Source organism: Streptomyces sp. NPDC056486, assembly GCF_042795295.1.
Taxonomy (GTDB): Bacteria; Actinomycetota; Actinomycetes; order Streptomycetales; family Streptomycetaceae; genus Streptomyces.
Genome location: NZ_JBHTSF010000306.1, coordinates 1 through 4,083, shown reverse-complemented (window position 1 = coordinate 4,083; position 4,083 = coordinate 1). Strand labels below are relative to the sequence as shown.

Sequence of the window (4,083 nt, the reverse complement as noted above, 5' to 3'; positions counted from 1 at the left end):
TCCGTGCGCCCCCGCCGCTGTCAGTGCGCGCCGATACGAATGCTCTGGCCTGCCAAGCCTCTGGTTTCTGCGCACACCGATTCCCGCCTGGCCGATGGCACGCCGACCGGTCTCGGCATCAAATGCGGTGGGAGGCGCAGACCGATGGCTGGTCCTCGGTACGCTCGCTGCATGCTCATCGCGCACGTAAGCCCCAGGACCATGGGCAAGACCACCAACGCGGCGTTCCTGGCCCATGCCATGCACGAGCGCGGATACCCCATGATCGGCTTCGACGCCGACCACTCCCGGCAGTTCCAGAAGTGGGACGAGAAGGCCAATTTCCCCTTCCCGGTCGTGAGTGCGGCAGCGTCGAACTTTCACATGAACATGCCCGGCATGGTCCCGGAGGGGCATTACGGCATGATCGACTGCGGTCACGCCGAGGACCATATGGATGTCACTTCCTCGGTGCTGCGCTGCGCAGATCTCGCGATCTTGAACTCGTCGCCATCGACGGCCGACCTCTACCGCATCCGGGATCTGCCCATGCGGAAGGTCATTGACGACGTCGCGCCGCTGCGGGTGGACTCCAAGCCCACGGAGACGTGGGTTCTGCTCAACCGCGTTCCGCCCCAGACGGCCGCCAAGGCGGTGCCCGAGGCCCGACGGTGGTTCGCCAAGCGGAATTGGAACGTGTTCACCACCACGGTTCCCTTCATCCAGACCTACTCGCAGGCGATCCCGTTTCCGGTGAAGGCCGCCGGCACTCACCTGGATACGCTCGTCACCGAGATGAAGGACCGGGGGCTGATCCCGTGAGCCCCCGCAACAGCATTGACGACCTCGACGACGATGACCTCCTCAACGAGGGCGCAGGCGGCGTACCTGAGCAGTCCACCGGTCCGGACGGTCTGCCCGTTGCAGCTGCCCCCGTGACCATCGCCCAGGGGCGCCCCCGGGCTGCCCTGACCCTGGCTGACCTCCCCGAGCCCGAAGAGGTCGAGGCGAGCGGCCCCCTCTCGGCGCACGAGGAGGAGCTCTACAACCTGTGCATGCGCGGGGTCGAGGAGTTCAAAACGGCTTGGTGGGTCCTGGGGAAGTCGGTGGCGAACATGAACTCCAGGCGCCTGTACCGCAAGACGCACCCCAGCTTTGCGGCCTGGTGCAAGGACACCCTCGGCAAGTCGCGGGCATCGGCGTACGAAGAGATCACGGCCTACGCGCTCGGGGAGCTCGTGTCTGCACGTGCAGACACTCCGTTCGAAGGGAATTCGAACGGAGTGTCTGCGCGTGCAGACACTCCCGCGATCGGCAAGAAAGCGGCGAGCGCCTACAACACGATCACCAAGGACTACGGGCCTGAGGTCTCGGTGGCCGTACACGAGACCATCAAGGACGCCACCGGCAAAGAGGCGTCGGTGAAGGTCATTCAGGGCATCGTTCAGCAGGTCCCGCGCAAGGAGGACCAGGAGCTGAGCGAGACCGAACTGACAGCCATGGCGCGCGAGCTCGCGGCGACCCAGGCGGCGACCCAGGAGGCGGCCCGCCTCGCGAGCCAGCGGGAGAGGGAAGGGGAACAAGCTGTCACCGGAACCCCTGCCGTGGATGCCCTCCGCTCGGCCCTCGCCGACCTGGAATCGGCTCAGCGCGCGCTGACCCCAGCAAAGATCAAAAGGGCCCTCGCCGAATCGTCGGACGAGGCCGCCGAGATTCTGCAGGACGCCAAAGACGCCGCGGACAAGGCATCCAAGAGGGTCGGAACCTTCCTGCCCGAGTAGCCCGCGGGCGACGCCGAGACACCTGACGGCTTGAACGAGCGGGGCCCGACGTAGCGCTGTCGGGCCCCGCTCCGTGTTCGCCAAGTGTTACGTCGCGGCGGGGAGGGGGCGCCCGACGTCGGCGAGGAGCTCGGCCGGGAATCCCTCACGGCACCAAGTCACCACGAGGTCCGAGGCCAGGCCGCCAGCCCCATGGAGCAGCGGGCCGCTCTGCTCGCCCATCAGCCGTGCGGCATCCTGGGCACGTACGGGGATGCCGAGGTATGCCCTTCCGGGGCGCCGCCACGTCAGGTCACGCGCGGCCCCGCCTGCTCCCGCGCACCAGGCGTGTTCCACCGGCCACGCGGTATCCCACGCCCACCCCTCGACGTAGGCGAGCTCTCCGCCAGTTGCCCACGCCCACGAAACCGATTCGATGTAGCACCGGCCCGGCTCGCCGGGCGGATCTCCGCCATCGGGCCAGGGCGCCGGGGTGAACAGGCGCCCGTGCGCCAGGAGCAAGGCCGACAGACCGGGGTGCACCCATCCCGAGCGCTCACCCCGGGCGCTGGCATCCATGCGCAGGTACTCGATGAGCCAGCCCTCGGCCTCGCTCGTGACGGATTCGGTGCCGGTCATCGGCAGAGGCCTCCAGGAGTTCGGTTGGTCGTAGAGGTCAAGTCTCCCGTCCTCACGTGGTTCTGGAGGTCTAAGCGGGAATCGTTTCGACACGTCGGCGGATGTCACTTGGTTGCCCTGGCCACGAATCGCGATGAGACCGGATGTCACCGCAAGTGGCAGCGCTGCCTGCGGTGATGCAATCGCAGTGACTCCCGCCCTCAGCGATATTGACCTTCGGAGGGCCGCGTAACCGACTCCCGAATCCATCGCGGAACGACATCCGTAGAGACCTGCACAGCCACTCACGCGTTCCTGATGAGGCGCTTGACCGAAACCGCCACATGCCACCGAGCGCCAGACACGAACGGCTGCCGCCGAAGCCGGGAAGGTGCAGGTCACCCCCGAAACCGCCAACCCGTGCACCCCTCTTGGGCCGAAACCGCCAAACGGTGCAGCCCGCCTGACCAGGCGTTATGACACCTGCGCATCTCCTATGAGCCACAGGCATACAGCTCGGCAACCCCTCCGCCCCGGACGTTCGCAAAGCAAGGTTGTAAATGAACTTGTAGTTGATTTACAACATGTGTCATGGTGGTGCCTCACCAACCAGAGGGAGACCAGGACATGCAGACGCAAGCCACCACCGACACCAAGAGCCCGACCGCGACCGCTGCACCCTCACTCACCGAGGAGAGCGGAGCCCCGCTGTACGAGCGGGCCGAGGTCCGGCACGCCGCCGTGGGCAAGGGCCGCCGCGTGCACTTCTCACCCGGCAATGACGACACCCTGTGCGGCCGGGCTCTGACCGAGTACCTCAACCCGGACGAGGCCGCCGCCCGCTACGGCAAGGGACATGAGCTGTGCATCCGGTGCGTGGCCTCCGCCGAGGAACGGGCATACGCGATCAGCCTCGGGGCCGTCTCGCAGCTCTCCCGCGCCGCCGTCCAACTCGGGGACGTCGTCGGCCGCGCCTTCAGGATTGACGAGGCGGCCCTCCACCTGTTCGCGGACGTCACTCCGGACGCACGGCCCTCGCTCGGCGAGGTGCTCTCGATCACGCGCGCCGACCGGGTCAGGTTCGGCGACACGGTGTTCGGCTGCCTCCCGGACTCCGTGGACATCACGGCCGCGTCCCTCGGCCACGTACTCATGCACTCCGACCCGTACGTCGCTGCACCCCGGCCGTATAACTCGGCGTGCGGGTGCCTCGGTTGCACGCAGGCCGCATCTCTGCCCGGCCCGGTGATCACCCTCGCCACCGACACACCGTGGGAAGCGTGCGACCCGACCCCGGCCGCCTCGCTCGTCCTGGTCCGCGAAGGCAACCGCACTGCAGGCAGCGCACCCCGAAACGCCGATACCCCTGACGTGCTCGCGGCTCTCGCCGCCCTCGAACCCCTTCAGCTCGCCACGGTCACCGACGGGCACGACCACACCGGGCGCGACGAGTTCGACGAGCAGGCGCACGGCGCACTCGTCCAACCGCGTTGCGCCGGATTGGTGACGGTCTACTGGCTCATCGGGGGCCTCTATGTGACCGGTGAAGACCGCAAGCCCCACCGCGTCGAACTGCGCAGCATCGCCGCCCGGTTGCGCGCCGAAGGCTGGCGCGTCGACCCGGGTTCCATCCGGTGTGTCAACGCTTGGCGGCCAACCGCCGAGGTGTAGCCGAACGCCGATGTCGGGCATCGGTCGAGGGCCCCGCCGCACACGCGGCGGGGCC

Annotated in this window: 4 protein-coding genes; 3 read left to right on the top strand and 1 reads right to left on the bottom strand. The window is 67.8% G+C overall.

Annotated elements, in window-relative coordinates; genetic code table 11:
• Window positions 1-201 precede the first annotated feature (201 nt).
• The gene (locus tag ACFQ7F_RS45545; protein WP_383285601.1) at window positions 202-801 is read left to right on the top strand and encodes a plasmid partition protein; all 600 of its coding nucleotides are present in this window, start codon (window positions 202-204) and stop codon (window positions 799-801) included.
• Complete coding sequence (locus ACFQ7F_RS45540; RefSeq protein ID WP_383285598.1) at window positions 798-1,760, top strand: hypothetical protein; 963 nt, start codon at window positions 798-800, stop codon at window positions 1,758-1,760. The genes ACFQ7F_RS45545 and ACFQ7F_RS45540 overlap by 4 nt, the downstream gene beginning before the upstream one ends.
• Before the next feature lie 87 nt (window positions 1,761-1,847).
• Here ACFQ7F_RS45540 and ACFQ7F_RS45535 read toward each other — a convergent pair whose 3' ends face one another.
• Complete coding sequence (locus ACFQ7F_RS45535) at window positions 1,848-2,378, bottom strand: hypothetical protein (protein ID WP_383285595.1); 531 nt, start codon at window positions 2,376-2,378, stop codon at window positions 1,848-1,850.
• Between the two features lie 606 nt (window positions 2,379-2,984).
• Between ACFQ7F_RS45535 and ACFQ7F_RS45530 the strand changes: the two genes are divergently transcribed.
• Window positions 2,985-4,028 carry a hypothetical protein gene (locus tag ACFQ7F_RS45530; protein ID WP_383285592.1) on the top strand — a complete coding sequence of 348 codons (1,044 nt, stop codon included), beginning with the start codon at window positions 2,985-2,987 and terminating at the stop codon, window positions 4,026-4,028.
• Window positions 4,029-4,083 lie beyond the last annotated feature (55 nt).

Excerpts from the sequence above, each read along its gene's own strand:
- ACFQ7F_RS45535 (WP_383285595.1), bottom strand. The coding sequence starts at position 2,378 with ATGACCGGCACCGAATCCGTCACGAGCGAGGCCGAGGGCTGGCTCATC.
- ACFQ7F_RS45530 (WP_383285592.1), top strand. The coding sequence starts at position 2,985 with ATGCAGACGCAAGCCACCACCGACACCAAGAGCCCGACCGCGACCGCT.
- ACFQ7F_RS45545 (WP_383285601.1), top strand. The coding sequence starts at position 202 with ATGGGCAAGACCACCAACGCGGCGTTCCTGGCCCATGCCATGCACGAG.